This window comes from Streptococcus sp. 596553, assembly GCF_900411395.1.
In the GTDB taxonomy this organism is placed as follows: Bacteria; Bacillota; Bacilli; order Lactobacillales; family Streptococcaceae; genus Streptococcus; species Streptococcus mitis_BA.
Map to the genome: position 1 here is coordinate 251,169 of NZ_OXCQ01000002.1, position 14,798 is coordinate 265,966.

Consider the following 14,798-nt stretch of genomic DNA (forward strand, 5'->3'; position numbering starts at 1 on the left):
TTAGGCTTCCTGGTTTCTGATCAGGGCGCGAGTTGGGCAATTTTTAACAGCCTCTAAGACGTCCTGACTAGGAGAAATTTCTTTTTCCAGCTGGTCAGGATCATCGTAAAAACGCACGATTCCATTATCGTGGTAATCAAATAAATCAGAATAAGTTTGGCAAAGCCCACAGGCGATACATCGTTCAGGTATAAGTGTGATTTTCATGTTCATATTTATATTGTAATAAGAAAAGTAAAAAAAAACAAGGAGTAGGGTATGGAAAAAGAACCGTGGCAAGAAGATATTTATGATCAAGAAGAATCAAGAGCAGAGCGTCGGCATCGAAACCACGGAGGGGCTGATAGGATGGCCAACCGTGTCTTGACGATTCTAGCTAGTATTTTCTTTGTAATTGTGGTGGTGATGGTCATCGTTCTCATCTATCTATCATCGGGGGGGAGTAATCGCACAGCAGCCTTGAAAGATTTTCATGATTCTGATGCAAGTGTAGTACAAGTCTCATCTTCAAGCAGTTCCCAGCCTGAGCAGAGTTCAGAGCCAGAATCTACTTCTAGTAGTTCAGAAGAAGCTACTAATCCTGAAGGAACGATTAAAGTTCTCGCAGGAGAAGGGGAAGCAGCTATTGCCGCTCGTGCAGGAATCTCCATTGCTCAGTTAGAGGCCTTGAATCCTGGGCACATGGCTACAGGGTCTTGGTTTGCTAATCCAGGTGATGTTATAAAAATAAAATAGGAGCCGATATGAAAACAATTCAAATTGCTATTGACGGTCCTGCTTCCAGTGGTAAGAGTACGGTCGCAAAGATTATTGCCAAGGACTTTGGCTACACCTACCTAGATACAGGTGCCATGTATCGCGCAGCGACCTATATGGCTCTCCAAAACCAGTTAGGAGTAGAAGAGGTTGAAGCACTTCTAGCCTTGTTGGACCAGCATCCAATTAGTTTTGGGCGTTCAGAAACTGGGGAACAGCTTGTCTTTGTAGGAGATGTGGATATTACCCATCCTATCCGTGAAAATGAAGTAACCAATCATGTTTCTGCTATTGCAGCAATTCCTGAAGTGCGTGAGAAACTGGTTTCTCTCCAACAAGAAATTGCCCAGCAAGGCGGGATTGTCATGGATGGTCGCGATATTGGAACGGTTGTATTGCCACAAGCAGAATTGAAAATTTTCCTAGTAGCTTCGGTAGATGAAAGAGCAGAGCGTCGTTACAAGGAAAATATTGCCAAGGGAATTGAAACAGACCTTGAAACTTTAAAAGAGGAAATTGCTGCGCGTGACTACAAGGATAGTCATCGTGAGACTTCTCCTCTTAAACAAGCAGAGGATGCTGTCTACCTTGATACAACTGGTTTGAACATTCAAGAAGTAGTTGAAAAAATCAAAGCAGAAGCTGAAAAAAGAATGTAAATGTAGAAAAGCCGATAGATGGATATCGGTTTTTTTCTAAATTTGTCAAAATGCTGATTTTAGGGTATAATAGTTGCTGTTCGAGAAATTTTGATTTTCAAAGAATAGTGAATGATGATAAGGAGAAACCATGAACAACTTACCAAATTGCCCACAATGTAACTCAGAGTATGTTTACGAAGACGGTGCCCTACTGGTTTGCCCAGAGTGTGCTTATGAGTGGAATCCTACTGAAGTTGCAGATGTAGAAGAGGGCCTTGTCGCTATCGATGCCAACGGAAATAAATTGGCTGACGGTGATACAGTAACTCTCATCAAGGACTTGAAGGTAAAAGGTGCGCCAAAAGATTTGAAACAAGGGACGCGCGTGAAAAATATCCGCATCGTAGAAGGCGACCACAATATCGACTGTAAGATTGATGGTTTTGGTGCCATGAAACTCAAATCAGAGTTTGTGAAGAAGATTTAAGTATGTCCAAGCACTATAAACTTGTATTTTATAGCCGTATCTTCTTGTTTCTAGCGGCTTTTACGGGAGTTTATCTTGAAATTACCAAGCATGGTGGTTTTGGGATGCTTCTCTATTACACGGTTCTGTCCAACCTCTTGGTAACTATTTTTACCCTCTATCTTCTAAAGGTTATGAGCCGTTTAGGTGAAAACTGGCAAAGACCAAGTCTCTTGCGCTTAAAAGGTGGGGTCACCATGAGTATCATGATTACCTGTGTGATTTACCATTTCCTCTTAGCGCCTATTGCGACTAATTTCTATACCCTAGAAAATTTCCTTTGCCACTATATCGTTCCCCTCTGGTTTTTCGCAGATACCCTCTTGTTTGACAAACAGGGTCAATACAAGATTTGGGATCCAATTGTGTGGACGATTTTACCCTTGCTGTATATGATGTTTGCTCTTTTTAATGGCTTGGTTCTAAAACTCAATATTCCAAATGCCAAGGATAATCCTTTCCCTTACTTCTTTTTGAATGTGAACAAGGGTTGGGATGTCGTGTTCAAGTGGTGTCTGATTATCTTTGTTGCCTATATGGTGGCAGGATTTATTTTCTACTTTATTAAGCAAATCAAGAGAAAGTCATCCTGATACACAAGGGATTCATTTTCTAGTTTAAGAAGGAGTCTATATACTAATGAGGCTTCTTCTTTTCTTGCTTTTTTGCTAACTATCAAAAGAGACAGAAGATTAAGAGAAATATAGAAAGAGATTTCATGAAACAATTTTTAGAACGGGCCAGTATTTTGGCTCTCTCCCTCGTTTTGATTACATCCTTTTCCATCTCGAGTGCTCTGCCAGCCATGTTTGACTATTATCAAGGCTATCCTAAGGAACAAATTGAGCTCTTGGCTAGCTTGCCTTCCTTTGGAATCATGATGATGTTATTACTAAATGGTTTTTTAGAAAAAATATTCACTGAGCGCTTACAGATTAGTTTGGGCTTGCTGATTTTATCACTGAGCGGGACGGCTCCCTTTTGGTATCAAGCCTACCCCTTTGTCTTTAGAACTCGGATTCTTTTTGGTTTGGGTCTCGGGATGATCAATGCCAAGGCCATTTCTATTATCAGTGAACGCTATCAAGGAAAAACGAGAATTCAGATGCTAGGGCTACGTGGCTCTGCAGAGGTTGTTGGAGCTTCTCTCATTACCTTGGCAGTCGGCCAGTTGTTAGCCTTTGGTTGGACAGCTACTTTCTTAGCCTATAGTGCTGGATTTTTGGTGCTGATCCTTTATCTGCTTTTTGTCCCTTATGGAAAGGAAAAGAAAGAAGTCAAGAAAAAAGCGAAGGAAGTAAGTCGCTTAACTCGAGAAATGAAAGGTTTGATTTTTATCCTAGCTATTGAAGCGGCAGTTGTAGTTTGTACCAATACGGCTATTACTATTCGTATTCCAAGTTTGATGGTGGAAAGAGGACTTGGAGATGCCCAGTTATCTAGTTTTGTTCTTAGTATCATGCAGTTGATCGGGATTGTGGCTGGGGTGAGTTTTTCTTTCTTGATTTCTATCTTTAAGGAAAAATTGCTCCTCTGGTCTGGTATTACCTTCGGCTTAGGGCAAATCGTGATTGCCTTGTCTCCATCCTTGTGGGTGGTAGTGGCAGGAAGTATTCTGGCTGGTTTTGCCTACAGTGTAGCCTTGACGACGGTCTTTCAACTGGTTTCTGAAAGAATTCCAGCTAAACTCCTCAATCAAGCCACTTCATTTGCTGTATTAGGCTGTAGTTTCGGAGCCTTTACGACTCCATTCGTTCTAGGTGCGATTGGCTTGATGACTCACAATGGGATGTTGGTCTTTAGTATCTTAGGATGTTGGTTGATTGTAACCTCTATCTTTGTCATGTACCTACTTCAAAAGAGAGCTTAGGATTGGTTTCCTAGGTTTTTCTTTTGAGTTTTTTGTACCCAGACAATATTTATTTTAGAACCTTGTCTACAGATTAATTTCTTGATAAAATAGAAGTTATGACGAGATATAAAGCAACTATTTCCTATGATGGTTACGCCTTTGCTGGTTTTCAGCGCCAGCCTCATGCGCGTAGCGTTCAGGAAGAAATTGAAAAAACCTTGACCATGTTAAATAAGGGGCAAGCTATTACTGTTCACGGTGCTGGTAGGACTGATAGTGGGGTTCATGCCTTGGGACAGGTTATTCATTTTGACTTGCCCTATCAGATGGATGAGGAGAAGCTCCGTTTTGCTTTGGATACCCAGTCCCCTGAAGATATTGATGTGATTTCGATTGAGCTTGTGGCAGATGATTTTCATTGTCGTTATGCTAAGCATAGCAAGACTTATGAGTTTATCGTGGATAGAGGGCGTCCCAAAAATCCCATGCGCCGTCACTATGCCACCCACTTTCCCTATCCGCTTGATGTGGAACGGATGCAGATGGCAATCAAAAAGTTAGAGGGAATACATGATTTTACAGGCTTTACAGCCTCTGGAACCAGTGTGGAGGATAAGGTTCGCACCATCACAGAAGCTAGTCTCAGGGTTGATGAGACAGGCCAGTTTTTGACCTTTACCTTTTCAGGAAATGGCTTCTTGTATAAGCAGATTCGCAATATGGTGGGGACACTGCTCAAAATCGGAAACAACCGAATGCCAGTAGAGCAGATTGACCTAATCTTGGAGAAAAAGGACAGGCAACTTGCAGGTCCAACAGCAGCACCAAACGGCTTGTATTTAAAGGAGATTCGTTATGAAGAATAATCGTATTTTAGCACTTTCAGGAAATGATATTTTTAGTGGTGGTGGTTTATCAGCAGATTTGGCTACCTATACCCTAAACGGCTTGCATGGCTTTGTAGCAGTGACTTGTTTGACAGCCTTGACGGAAAAAGGCTTTGAAGTCTTTCCAACTGACGATACCATTTTTCAACATGAATTAGATAGCTTGCGTGATGTGGAGTTTGCAGGGATTAAGATTGGTCTTCTTCCTACTGTCAGTGTGGCTGAGAAGGCCTTGAACTTTATCAAGCAACGTCCAGGAGTGCCTGTGGTGCTGGATCCTGTCTTGGTCTGCAAGGAAACGCACGACGTAGCAGTTAGTGAACTCTGTCAAGAGTTGATTCGCTTTTTCCCTCATGTCAGCGTGATTACGCCTAATCTTCCTGAAGCAGAATTATTGGCAAGTCAGGAAATTAAAACCTTGGAAAATATGAAGGCTGCAGCACAGAAATTGCATGACTTAGGAGCACCAGCAGTCATTATCAAGGGAGGTAATCGCCTTAGTCAGGACAAGGCTGTAGATGTCTTTTATGATGGACAAAACTTTACATTCTTAGAAAATCCTGTCATTCAAGGCCAAAACGCTGGCGCAGGTTGTATCTTTGCCTCTAGCATTGCCAGTCACTTGGTTAAAGGTAATGAACTTTTACCAGCAGTAGAAAGCTCTAAGGCTTTCGTTTATCGTGCTATTGCACAATCAGATCAGTATGGAGTAAGACAATATGAAGCAAACCAAAACAACTAAAATCGCCCTTGTATCCCTATTAACCGCCCTTTCTGTGGTTCTAGGCTATTTCTTAAAAATTCCAACACCGACAGGAATTCTAACTCTCTTAGATGCGGGTGTTTTCTTTACGGCATTCTACTTTGGTAGTCGTGAAGGGGTTGTAGTCGGAGGATTAGCAGGTTTCTTGATTGACCTCTTATCAGGCTATCCTCAGTGGATGTTCTTTAGCTTGGTCAACCATGGCTTGCAGGGATTTTTCGCAGGATTTAAAGGAAAAACTCAGTGGTTAGGCCTTATCTTAGCAACGATTGCCATGGTAGGGGGTTACGCCTTGGGTTCTACATTGATGAATGGCTGGGCTGCAGCCCTACCAGAAATTTTACCAAATTTCATGCAAAATATGGTAGGGATGATTGTAGGATTTATCCTTAGTCAAAGTATCAAGAAGATTAAGTAATGAGGCTGAGTCAAAAGTCTTTCAAATAAGAAAAACGCATAGTATCAGGTGTTGAAAACCTTGATACTATGCGTTTTATTGTGGGAAGATTTTATACTCTTCGAAAATCTCTTCAAACCGCGTCAACGTCGCCTTGTCGTAGATATGGTTACTGACTTCGTCAGTTCTATCCACAACCTCAAAACAGTGTTTTGAGCTGACTTCATCAGTCTTATCTACAACCTCAAAACAGTGTTTTGAGCAACCTGCGGCTAGTTTCCTAGTTTGCTCTTTGATTTTCATTGAGTATTAGATGAATATTAATCAAAATAAAGCAAGTCTTTGCTGGTGCTTGTAAAGAGGTCAAAGCCATCCTTGGTAACAACACCGCAGTCTTCGATACGGACACCGACTTTACCAGGGATATAGATACCTGGTTCAACAGAGAAGCACATGCCTTCTTCGATAACCAAGTCATTTCCTTCCATGATAGAAGGGAATTCGTGGACATCCATACCGATACCGTGACCGAGACGGTGGTTGAAGTACTCGCCGTAACCAGCTTTTTCGATGACCTCACGGGCAGCGCGATCCACTTCATGGGCAGTCACCCCTGGCTTGATAAAGTCAAGAGCAGCTTGTTGGGCTTCAAGAGTCAAGTTATAAATGTCTTTCTTGAATTGGTCTGGTTTGCCGACAGCGACCGTACGAGTCATATCTGACGCATAGCCGTTGACTAGAACACCAAGGTCAAAGAGGAGAAGGGCGTTATTTTCAACTTTGTTTGCTGCTGGAATACCGTGTGGATTTGCAGCATTATCACCAGTCAAGACCATGGTATCAAAACTCATTTCATAACCTTCACGCTTCATAGCAAAGTCAATTTGGGCGATGATATCTGTCTCAGTCTTATCAAGAGAAATATTGTCAAAACCAACATTAACAGCCTTGTCCGCATAGAGACCTGCAACCATCATTTTTTGCACTTCATCAGCTGATTTGATGAGGCGCATGCGTTGGATACGAGGAGTGAGGTTTTCAAACTCAGCAGTTTCAAAGACTATTTTCAAGCCATGGTATTTGGTCAAGATGAGATTGTCAAACTCAACAGCGACACGTTTGAAATCAAGCTGTGGAAGAGCATGTTTCATTTTTTGCCATGGATTTTCAGAATCTACATAGCCCACAACTGGGAAGGAAACAGTGCTAGTAGCGCGCTCAACCTCAAGGGCTGGGACAAAGAGGAGAGGTTCCTGATCTGCTAGGACAAAAAGGAACATTTGACGTTCATGGGGATCACTGTAAAAGCCAGTGAGGTAATTGATTGTGACGGGGTCAGATACGACAGCGACGTCTAGTTTTTCTGATTCAAGATATGTTACGATTTGTTGTAATTTAGACATATGCTACCTTCTTTCTACCCCTCTATTTTGGCAAAAAATGAGAGAAAATGCAAGGGAGAAGGGTAAAATAACAGACAAAAAGAACTCCGACAAGATAACAGAGTTCTTTGATATAATTTCCTTTTGTTTAAGAAAAGTCAGCCTTGCTTTTGACGTCGCTGTATTCTTCAGCGATTTCTTGGCTGAGAATGTCCTCATAAGCAGGGAGTTGAATGTCCTGACCATATTTCTTCTTGAGGGCGGTAGTGACTAGGCGATAAGCCAGATTGGCATTACGAGAGAGGATAGGTCCGTGGAAGTAGGAACCAAAGACATTCTTATAATGAACCCCTTCGCCGACTTTTTCTTCGTTGTTTCCATTTCCATAGACAACCTGTCCCAGCGGTTTTTGGTCATCTGAGAGGAAGGTACGGCCCTGATGATTTTCAAAACCATAGTAGGTTTCATCGAAATCTTCATTGTGAATCTTGATGTCACCGATAAAACGGTTATTGGTCTGGTTGAGGGTGTAGTGGCCCATGACACCTAGCCCTTCGATACGTCTCCCTGAAGCTTCAATATAATATTGACCCAATAGTTGGAAACCACCGCAGATAGCCAGAACCACACCGTCATTTTGGATGTAGTTGTCAATGCTCTCTTTTTTAGCAGGTAGGTCGTCTGCAATGATACTCTGTTCAAAGTCTTGACCACCACCGAAAAAGGCGATGTCGTAGTGATTTTCATCAAAGTCATCATGGAGAGAAACGATGTCAACCGTCACATGGGCTCCCAGCTTTTCAGCCACATACTTGAGCATGAGGATGTTTCCATTGTCCCCGTAGGTATTCATGAGATTTCCGTAGAGGTGGGCAATGTTGAGCTGATAAGGGTAATTGCCATCTTTTGAGGAAAGTGAAGTATAAACCATTAGTTCATCTCCTTTCTAACAATCTGACGACTAGCCAGCAGTTCGCGGAATTCCAGCATAGCAGTATAGGTAGCCAGGATATAGGCATGCTTGCAGTCTTGGTTTTCAATGGTCTTAAGAACTTGTTCCAGATTACTTGTCTCAGTAATTTTCTCAGCTGGGTAACCAGTCACACGAAGACGGCGTGCGATTTCAGAATGGCGAACACCGCCAGCGTTGATTTCAGGGATGTCCATGTCAGTGATTTGTTCAAAATCAGCATCCCAGATCCAGCTTGTGTCAATCCCATCAGCATAGTTGGCATTAAGGAGGACGGATAGGCTAAATGGATAAGGTGCTAGTTTAATCATCTCGATAGCTTGGGTTGCACCGACTGGATTTTTAATCAAAACAAGGGTGCATTCCTTGTCACCGATATGGAAGGTTTCCTGGCGTCCAAAGACAGCACGGCTCTTGTCAAATCCCTGCTTGATGAGTTGGGAATCGGCGCCGAGAAAGCGGGCGATGGCAACTGCAGCTAGGGCGTTGTAGATATTATAGAGACCACCGATTTGGATACCATATTCTTGTCCGTCTATGACAAAGCGAGAGCTATTGTTGGTCAACTCAACTAGTTCTGTCAAGCGATAGTCGAGATCAGGACGTTTACATCCGCAGCCTTCACAGATATAGGCACCCAAGTTTGCATAGGTATTCTGCTCATATTTGAGGATTCCTTGGCAGTCAGGACAGAGAATCCCTTCTGTATTATAGTGAGCCAGCTGGGCTGGTCTTTTCTCCAAGTCAAAACCAAAATACTCTACAGGATTTGGAATAGCTGGCTTGTAGAAAAGTGGACTGTCTCCATTAAGGAGAACAGTAGCCGTAGGCACCTTACGAATGGCATCCAAAATCATCTTGTAAGTTGTGTAAATCTCACCATAGCGGTCCATCTGGTCACGGAAGATATTGGTGATAACAAAAAGGCTTGGCTGGATATAGTCACAGATACGAGATAGACTGGCTTCATCAATTTCTAAGACGGCAATATTTTTTCCAGTTTTAGAAGATTTGGCTGTTAAGAAGGTTGTCGCAATTCCTGTAATCATGTTGGCACCGCTTGGGTTGGTCAGAACTTGACCATAAACCTCTTTTAAAATACCGACAGTGAGGGCAGTTGTCAAGGTTTTTCCGTTGGTTCCAGTGACCACGACAATCTCGTAGTTCTTAGCTAGGTTTTGTAAAATATCTTTATCAAATTGAAGGGCAAGTTTTCCTGGGAGCGTACTTCCACGGCCAAGACGGCTTAAAACGAAGTGGGAAGAGCGCCCAGCAATAAGGCCCAAAGTAGTTTTTAAGTTCATGTTTCTATTATATCACAAAAGAGTGAAAAGACAGATTTGGTGTTTCGCAGAAGCAAAAACAGCCCAAAGAGGGCTGTTCGATACGATCAAATCTCAACTTAAATCGCAAACAAGTCATTCAAGTTCTCAGCCAAGGTTGGGTGAGTGAAGATTTGTTTTGTGAAGTAAGTATAAGGAATCTTGTTGTCCATAGCAACAGTAATGATGTTGATGATTTCTTGAGAACCTTCTGAGAAGATGCTTGCTCCAAGAATTTCTTTTGTTTCAGTATTCACAACAGCTTTGAAAGCTCCGCGAAGGTCTCCATTTACGTGACCACGAGGCATGGCTGCAACAGGGATTTCTTTCACTGCGTATGGAAGTTTCAAATCAGCTGCTTGGCTTTCAGTTAAACCAACTTGTGAAAGGGCAGGTGTGATAAACATGGTGTTTGGTACATTGAGACGGTCTTCAAGAGTGTAGCTGCCATCTCCAGCAAGGTAGCTGTAGACAACACGGAAGTCATCAAGTGAAATGTAAGTAAATTGAAGGCCACCGTTGACATCTCCAACTGCAAAGACACCAGGAACGTTTGTTTGACAGTGTTTGTCTACTTTAATAGCGCCACGTTCAGTTAGTTCAATATCTGTATTTTCAAGTTGAAGTGGTTCTACATTTGGTTTGCGTCCAGTTGCGTAGAGAAGGGCATCGAAACGGTAAGTTTCGTTTTCAGTCACGACAAGGACTTGGTCACCGTCGTTTTTGATTTCAGTAGTATGGATATTTTGAAGCAATTCAATACCGTCTTCTTCCATATATTGTTTAGCAAGAGCTGCGATGGAAGGTTCTGCACGAGGTAGGAAAGTATCCAAGGCATCTAGGACTGTGACCTTGCTTCCAAGTTTGTTGTAAAGGCCAGCAAATTCAAGACCGATATTTCCGCCACCAAGGACTCCAAGTTTTTCAGGCAACTTGTCCAAGTTTTGGATCCCTGTTGAGTCAAAGACGTTTTTGCTTGTAGCAAGTCCAGGGATTGGCAAGACGTTTGAAACAGCACCAGTGTTGATGACGATTGTTTCAGCAGTCAGTTCTTTCTTTTCATCACCAGCTTGGATTTCGATGACTTTATTTGAAAGGAAGTGAGCTTCCGCATCAAAGATATCCACGCCTGTACCAGCAACAGTCGCATAGTTTTTACCGTTGAGGCGACCAGTGATAGTATTTTTGGTAGCAATGACTTCTTCAAAAGACAAGCCCTTCTCAGCAGCAACTAGCAAAGTCTTAGTTGGGATACAACCGATGTTGATACAAGTTCCACCGTACATAGCTTTGCTACGTTCAACGAGGGCAACTTTTTTGCCAGCTGAAGCCAATTTACCAGCTAGTGTTTTACCAGCCTTACCAAATCCGATAACGATTAAATCATAAGTTAACATTTAGAGTTCCTCCTATTCGAATTACATTCTAGCACAAGAAAAAAACTTTTGCACAATTCTGCTACGAAAAAGACAGAAAAAAATAAAAACGCTTTCCAGACAAAAAGCTAGTAATTTTTTGACAAGCTTGATAAACTAAAATCCTATCTATTTTTATATAAGATAGAATAAATGTTCGAAAATAGGAGGTTTTATGAAATCGAATCGTTATATTATTGCCTTTGCTGGGGTCATTTTACACTTAATGCTGGGTTCGACTTATGCTTGGAGTGTTTATCGTAACCCTATTATTGAAAAAACGGGATGGGATCAGGCTTCTGTTGCCTTTGCCTTTAGTCTAGCAATCTTTTGTTTAGGCTTATCGGCTGCATTTATGGGGCGTTTGGTAGAAAAATTTGGTCCGAGAGTCATGGGGAGTCTATCTGCTTTTCTATACGCAGGTGGAAATATCTTAACAGGATTTGCAATAGACCGTCAGGAACTGTGGTTGTTGTATCTGGCTTACGGCATTTTAGGTGGGCTTGGTTTGGGAGCAGGCTATATTACCCCTGTGTCAACGATTATAAAATGGTTTCCTGATAAACGTGGTCTCGCAACAGGTTTAGCGATTATGGGGTTTGGTTTTGCTTCTTTATTGACTAGTCCCATAGCGCAACATCTCATCGCAGGGATAGGGCTTGTAGAAACTTTTTATATTTTAGGTGCAAGTTACTTTATTATCATGCTCCTAGCTTCACAATTCATTAAGCGTCCAAATGAGCAAGAGCTTGCAATTTTATCTGCTTCAGGGAAAGAAAAAACAGCCTCTTTGACGCAAGGAATGGCTGCAAATCAGGCTCTGAAAAGCAATCGGTTTTATATACTTTGGATTATTTTCTTTATCAACATAGCTTGTGGTTTAGGCTTAATTTCAGCGGCATCGCCAATGGCACAGGAGATGGCTGGCTTGTCTACAAGTCATGCAGCAGTAATGGTGGGCGTTTTAGGGATTTTCAATGGATTTGGTCGCTTGCTCTGGGCGAGCTTATCTGACTATATCGGTCGCCCCCTAACCTTTAGTATATTACTGCTTGTCAATCTTTTCTTTTCTCTCTCACTTTGGCTCTTTACAGATTCCGTTTTATTTGTAGTCGCTATGTCTATTTTGATGACTTGCTATGGAGCTGGTTTTTCATTGATTCCAGCTTATCTCAGTGATATTTTTGGAACCAAGGAATTGGCCGCTCTGCATGGTTATATTTTAACAGCTTGGGCAATGGCTGGTTTAGCAGGACCTATTTTATTAGCAGAGACTTATAAAATGGCTCATTCTTACACACAAACCTTGTTCGTTTTTATCATTTTATATAGTATCGCCTTGGCTTTGTCTTATTATCTAGGTCGTTCCATCAAAAAGGAAAGCCAAAAACCGCTTACATGATTTTCTAGAGAAATTAGGCTATCTTTTGCTCTGGTCTTGTGTTATACTAGATGGGTTGCAAAGAAAACAGTACTTTTCTTTTGTGGAAAAGAAGCAACACGATTTTGTATCCAGTATATGAAAATACGTCATAAAAAGAAAAGTATACACTAAGCCCTATAGGGTGGCTTCGCACCACCTTTAGAAAGAAGAATAACGTGAAATTTAATGAATTAAACTTGTCTGCTGATTTGCTAGCAGAGATTGAAAAAGCTGGTTTTGTAGAAGCCAGTCCGATCCAAGAACAAACCATTCCTTTGGCCCTTGAAGGCAAGGACGTTATCGGTCAAGCTCAGACTGGTACAGGAAAAACTGCAGCTTTTGGCTTGCCTACTCTTGAAAAAATCCGTACAGAAGAAGCGACCATCCAAGCCTTGGTCATCGCTCCAACTCGTGAACTCGCTGTCCAAAGTCAAGAAGAACTATTCCGCTTTGGTCGTAGTAAGGGAGTCAAAGTTCGCTCAGTATATGGCGGATCAAGCATTGAAAAACAAATTAAGGCTCTTAAATCTGGTGCCCATATCGTGGTGGGAACACCTGGTCGTCTCTTGGACTTGATTAAACGCAAGGCCTTGAAATTACAAGATATTGAAACTCTCATCCTTGACGAAGCAGATGAAATGCTCAACATGGGCTTCCTTGAAGATATCGAAGCCATCATTTCTCGTGTTCCTGAAAACCGTCAAACCTTACTTTTCTCAGCAACTATGCCAGATGCTATCAAACGTATCGGTGTTCAGTTTATGAAAGAACCTGAGCATGTGAAGATTGCGGCTAAGGAATTGACAACAGAATTGGTTGACCAGTACTATATCCGAGTTAAGGAACAAGAAAAATTTGATACCATGACTCGTCTTATGGATGTGGAACAACCAGAACTTGCTATCGTATTTGGTCGTACTAAACGCCGTGTAGATGAATTGACTCGTGGTCTTAAAATCCGTGGTTTCCGTGCCGAAGGAATTCATGGTGACCTGGACCAAAACAAACGTCTGCGTGTCCTTCGTGACTTTAAAAATGGCAATCTTGATGTTTTGGTTGCGACAGACGTTGCTGCGCGTGGTTTGGATATTTCAGGTGTGACTCATGTCTATAACTACGATATTCCACAAGATCCTGAAAGTTATGTTCACCGTATTGGTCGTACAGGTCGTGCTGGTAAGTCAGGTCAGTCTATTACTTTCGTATCACCAAATGAAATGGGTTACCTCCAAATCATTGAAAACTTGACTAAGAAACGCATGAAAGGTCTCAAACCTGCAAGTGCAGAAGAAGCCTTCCAAGCTAAAAAGCAAGTAGCTCTTAAGAAAATCGAACGTGATTTTGCAGATGAAACCATTCGTGCCAACTTTGAGAAATTTGGCAAGGATGCTCGTAAACTAGCTGCCGAATTTACTCCAGAAGAATTGGCAATGTATATTTTGAGTCTGACTGTTCAAGACCCAGATAGCCTTCCAGAAGTGGAGATTGCGCGTGAAAAACCACTGCCATTTAAACCATCCGGTAATGGCTTCGGTGGTAAAGCTAAGGGAGGTCGTAGTGGAGATGACCGTCGTGATAATCGCCGTGGAGACAACCGTCGTGGTGGCCGCCGTGATGATTTCAAAAAAGGAAGTCGTGGCAACGATCGTTTTGATAAGGAAAAACGTTACCGTAAGGATAATAAAAAACCACGCACTACTTCAAGCGAAAAGCAAACAGGCTTTGTTATTCGTAACAAGGGCGATAAATAGGAAAAAGCGGTTCAAAATGAATCGCTTTTTTATATAAGGAGACCGAATGTGAAAAAAGATAAATAAAATTGTTGTATTATCTTTTTATAATGTTATGATACACAAAAACAGGCAACTTGTCAATAGAAAAGGAACAATTTAATTAAAAATATTCTGGTTTTTAAAAATGGTAAATTCCCAAACTAAGTTCCACCGCTAGTAGAAGTGGAAGTTAATCTGATAAAAATTGTAAAAACCAGTGGAAATCCATGTCAGGGTAAGTTCCACTGGTTTTACTAATGCTTGATTTTATTGCTTTTGTAGCCAAAATGAATCGAAAAAAAGAGCGCACAAAATCCTCTTATCTGAAAGCGTTTCAGATTAAGTTCCGCTATGGTGGAAGTTAGTGTGAGACGTTTGAATAGGGTTTTAGGTTAGTTTTTAGAACTTATGTTGGAGTAATTTAGAAGACTGACAGACGTCTTCTGCAGGTATTTTAGAAATGCCGAGAAGCTTAGGAATTTCTTCTCCATAAGTAAAGGCAAAGAGTTCATAAGCTGACTTTCCATTCAAAGCAGCACGTTTGACGCTGTTGACATGAGAGCAGACGAGATTGATGTCCTCTTGAGTTAAATTGTCAAAAGAAGTTCCTTTAGGTAGAATGTCGCGAATCAGCGTGTGATTTTTCTCAATTCTCCCTTTCTGGTCAGAGCGATTAGGGTCACAAAAGAAGA

Annotated in this window: 16 protein-coding genes and 1 pseudogene; 10 read left to right on the forward strand and 7 right to left on the reverse strand. The window is 41.7% G+C overall.

Annotation, left to right across the window (positions count from 1 at the left end; genetic code table 11):
- Nucleotides 1-207 (reverse strand): ferredoxin, encoded by a 207-nt coding sequence (locus DSY56_RS04135; protein ID WP_001824692.1) that lies wholly within the window; start codon nucleotides 205-207, stop codon nucleotides 1-3.
- Nucleotides 208-258: 51 nt separating this feature from the next.
- Between DSY56_RS04135 and DSY56_RS04140 the strand changes: the two genes are divergently transcribed.
- From DSY56_RS04140 to DSY56_RS04175, 8 genes are all read left to right on the forward strand, one after another.
- Complete coding sequence (locus DSY56_RS04140; protein ID WP_112443971.1) at nucleotides 259-735, forward strand: SAG1386/EF1546 family surface-associated protein; 477 nt, start codon at nucleotides 259-261, stop codon at nucleotides 733-735.
- An 8-nt stretch (nucleotides 736-743) separates the two neighbouring features.
- Nucleotides 744-1,415 (forward strand): (d)CMP kinase, encoded by a 672-nt coding sequence (gene cmk, locus DSY56_RS04145; protein WP_112443973.1) that lies wholly within the window; start codon nucleotides 744-746, stop codon nucleotides 1,413-1,415.
- Nucleotides 1,416-1,545: 130 nt separating this feature from the next.
- Nucleotides 1,546-1,884 carry a zinc ribbon domain-containing protein YjdM gene (locus DSY56_RS04150; protein WP_061750356.1) on the forward strand — a complete coding sequence of 113 codons (339 nt, stop codon included), beginning with the start codon at nucleotides 1,546-1,548 and terminating at the stop codon, nucleotides 1,882-1,884.
- Nucleotides 1,885-1,886: 2 nt separating this feature from the next.
- Nucleotides 1,887-2,516, forward strand: a complete 630-nt coding sequence (locus tag DSY56_RS04155) for a Pr6Pr family membrane protein (protein WP_112443975.1) — start codon at nucleotides 1,887-1,889, stop codon at nucleotides 2,514-2,516.
- A gap of 125 nt (nucleotides 2,517-2,641) precedes the next feature.
- Complete coding sequence (locus DSY56_RS04160; protein ID WP_112443977.1) at nucleotides 2,642-3,793, forward strand: MFS transporter; 1,152 nt, start codon at nucleotides 2,642-2,644, stop codon at nucleotides 3,791-3,793.
- A gap of 98 nt (nucleotides 3,794-3,891) precedes the next feature.
- A complete protein-coding gene (gene truA / locus DSY56_RS04165; RefSeq protein ID WP_112443979.1) occupies nucleotides 3,892-4,641 on the forward strand; it encodes a tRNA pseudouridine(38-40) synthase TruA in 750 nt (249 codons plus the stop codon).
- Nucleotides 4,631-5,404, forward strand: coding sequence for a bifunctional hydroxymethylpyrimidine kinase/phosphomethylpyrimidine kinase (locus tag DSY56_RS04170; RefSeq protein WP_112443981.1), 774 nt, complete (start codon nucleotides 4,631-4,633; stop codon nucleotides 5,402-5,404). The genes truA and DSY56_RS04170 overlap by 11 nt, the downstream gene beginning before the upstream one ends.
- Nucleotides 5,382-5,843, forward strand: coding sequence for an ECF transporter S component (locus DSY56_RS04175; protein ID WP_112443983.1), 462 nt, complete (start codon nucleotides 5,382-5,384; stop codon nucleotides 5,841-5,843). The genes DSY56_RS04170 and DSY56_RS04175 overlap by 23 nt, the downstream gene beginning before the upstream one ends.
- Nucleotides 5,844-5,918: 75 nt before the next feature.
- Here the strand turns inward: DSY56_RS04175 and DSY56_RS12270 are convergent, their stop codons facing one another.
- The 5 genes from DSY56_RS12270 to DSY56_RS04200 all read right to left on the reverse strand — a co-directional run bounded on the left by DSY56_RS12270 (nucleotide 5,919) and on the right by DSY56_RS04200 (nucleotide 10,893).
- Entirely contained in the window at nucleotides 5,919-6,125 is a 207-nt protein-coding gene (locus tag DSY56_RS12270) for a hypothetical protein (RefSeq protein ID WP_112443985.1), read from the reverse strand.
- A 17-nt stretch (nucleotides 6,126-6,142) separates the two neighbouring features.
- The gene (locus tag DSY56_RS04185) at nucleotides 6,143-7,225 is read right to left on the reverse strand and encodes a M24 family metallopeptidase (protein WP_112443986.1); all 1,083 of its coding nucleotides are present in this window, start codon (nucleotides 7,223-7,225) and stop codon (nucleotides 6,143-6,145) included.
- A 127-nt stretch (nucleotides 7,226-7,352) separates the two neighbouring features.
- Entirely contained in the window at nucleotides 7,353-8,135 is a 783-nt protein-coding gene (gene gatD, locus DSY56_RS04190) for a lipid II isoglutaminyl synthase subunit GatD (protein ID WP_112443988.1), read from the reverse strand.
- Complete coding sequence (murT, locus tag DSY56_RS04195) at nucleotides 8,135-9,478, reverse strand: lipid II isoglutaminyl synthase subunit MurT (protein ID WP_112443990.1); 1,344 nt, start codon at nucleotides 9,476-9,478, stop codon at nucleotides 8,135-8,137. The genes gatD and murT overlap by 1 nt, the downstream gene beginning before the upstream one ends.
- A gap of 98 nt (nucleotides 9,479-9,576) precedes the next feature.
- The gene (locus tag DSY56_RS04200) at nucleotides 9,577-10,893 is read right to left on the reverse strand and encodes an FAD-containing oxidoreductase (protein WP_000958960.1); all 1,317 of its coding nucleotides are present in this window, start codon (nucleotides 10,891-10,893) and stop codon (nucleotides 9,577-9,579) included.
- Between the two features lie 193 nt (nucleotides 10,894-11,086).
- Between DSY56_RS04200 and DSY56_RS04205 the strand changes: the two genes are divergently transcribed.
- A complete protein-coding gene (locus tag DSY56_RS04205) occupies nucleotides 11,087-12,313 on the forward strand; it encodes an L-lactate MFS transporter (RefSeq protein WP_000841581.1) in 1,227 nt (408 codons plus the stop codon).
- A 197-nt stretch (nucleotides 12,314-12,510) separates the two neighbouring features.
- Nucleotides 12,511-14,085, forward strand: coding sequence for a DEAD/DEAH box helicase (locus tag DSY56_RS04210; protein WP_112443992.1), 1,575 nt, complete (start codon nucleotides 12,511-12,513; stop codon nucleotides 14,083-14,085).
- A 420-nt stretch (nucleotides 14,086-14,505) separates the two neighbouring features.
- Here the strand turns inward: DSY56_RS04210 and DSY56_RS04220 are convergent.
- Nucleotides 14,506-14,798: pseudogene (locus DSY56_RS04220) on the reverse strand (IS30 family transposase); the annotation flags it as partial.